2 protein-coding genes and 1 pseudogene are annotated in these 1,551 nt (G+C 32.0%); 1 reads left to right on the plus strand and 2 read right to left on the minus strand.

The window, feature by feature from the left end; translation table 11 throughout:
* The first annotated feature begins 569 nt into the window (after positions 1-569).
* Positions 570-797, plus strand: coding sequence for a hypothetical protein (locus tag ACE01T_RS17520; protein WP_004812234.1), 228 nt, complete (start codon positions 570-572; stop codon positions 795-797).
* A gap of 232 nt (positions 798-1,029) precedes the next feature.
* Here ACE01T_RS17520 and ACE01T_RS17525 read toward each other — a convergent pair whose 3' ends face one another.
* Positions 1,030-1,461, minus strand: a complete 432-nt coding sequence (locus tag ACE01T_RS17525) for a MarR family winged helix-turn-helix transcriptional regulator (protein ID WP_000042163.1) — start codon at positions 1,459-1,461, stop codon at positions 1,030-1,032.
* Positions 1,462-1,467: 6 nt separating this feature from the next.
* A pseudogene (locus ACE01T_RS17530) lies at positions 1,468-1,551 on the minus strand (Ohr subfamily peroxiredoxin); the annotation flags it as partial.

Here is a 1,551-nt window from a genome sequence, read left to right on the forward strand (position 1 = left end):
GGTCAGCCTCAGGGTGAAGTGTGTCTAATCAACAGGGTTTTCGGTCTCTAAGTACTTTTTAAAGGGAACATCATCGACTCAAATCTCTATTTGCAACAGTGCCGAATATTTTATGCAGCAGTGAGTTCCGTAATTTTCTTTTTCAACACTGATACTTGTACGGCTGAAGATCGAAAGCTATTTCTGCATCTGCATTGAAGGCTGTTAATACCTCGGCTTTTGGAGCTGTTTTTTTAGCCCCTATGATTAACCACGATTGTTTAACTAATATGAACAAAGTCGTGAAACATTGGTCAAAGAATAGGCGTGAAACATGAAAAATCATAAAAAAAGCCCAATCGGGTGTGATTGGGCTATAAACTAGAAACTACAGCATTGATTTCTAAGGAAAATTATAACACATTTCGTATAAGGTGTATTATGTTATTTTTAGAAAAACTTAACTTAAATAGATAAATCTAATATATTATCTTTCTCACAATTTCATAAATATCAATTATCTAATAAGCTTTAAATCCTCTTGCTAAGTCTGTATGCTGTTTTATCAGAAAGATACTATAGAGGGTAATATGCATAGTTTTTCTGTAAAAGAATTGGATCAGTTGATTGAAAATGATCTAAAGGAAAAGAAAAAATCTAGTAAGTTATTGATTGGATATAAACTATTTAATGATCTAATGAATGACCCTAAATTTTATGCAGAAGTGACAGATTCAGCCCTGAGTGCCACAAAACGAAAATATAAGAACCTCAAGATCAAGATTACGACGGATAAATATCAACTTCATTTTGAATAAAACATAAAAAAGAGAGCTAGCAGCTCTCTTTTTTATGATAGAAGTGTACTCACTAGTACACTTCTATCATATCCATTTTACATAATGGTCATTATGAATAGTTATTACAATTTCATTAATTATCATATAGATATATTTTTTTGACTTCGTATAAGGTGTATTATGTTTATTTTAGAAAAACTAATTGATTCTTGAAAGTAAACAGGCTTCCATTATCAGATATTAAGAGGTCTCAAATTCTTTCTGATAATAGATTAACTAATACTTTTAATTCATCTCGTAATTGATTTAAGTTATCAAACTCAATGTTCTTGGTAAGCTCTTTAGGAATCTTTTCTGCTTCAGCAGATAAGTCTCGCCCTTTATCTTTTAATGAAATAAGAACTCGTCTTTCATCATTAGGATCACGTGATCGATTAATTAGACCAGATGTCTCCATTCTTTTTAATAGTGGGGTTAATGTTCCACTATCAAGATGTAAAATTTGTCCAAGATCACCCACACTTACACATTCTTTTTCCCACAAAACCAACATCACTAAATATTGAGGATAAGTGAGTCCGAGAGGTGTAAGAAAAGGGCGATAAGCTTTTACGATTAAATTAGATGCAGCATAAATAGGAAAACATAGTTGCTCATCTAAGCAAAGCTGATTCTTGGACATAGCTTTTTATTTGGTATAGACAGTGGTAGACACCTGTATATTACCTCGAATAGCATTTGAATAAGGACATACTTGATGCGTTTGTTCCAC

The organism is Acinetobacter uliginosus (assembly GCF_044130295.1).
In the GTDB taxonomy this organism is placed as follows: domain Bacteria; phylum Pseudomonadota; class Gammaproteobacteria; order Pseudomonadales; family Moraxellaceae; genus Acinetobacter.

Coding starts and splice junctions, on each gene's coding strand:
- ACE01T_RS17520 (WP_004812234.1), top strand. CDS start 570: ATGCATAGTTTTTCTGTAAAAGAATTGGATCAGTTGATTGAAAATGAT.
- ACE01T_RS17525 (WP_000042163.1), bottom strand. CDS start 1,461: ATGTCCAAGAATCAGCTTTGCTTAGATGAGCAACTATGTTTTCCTATT.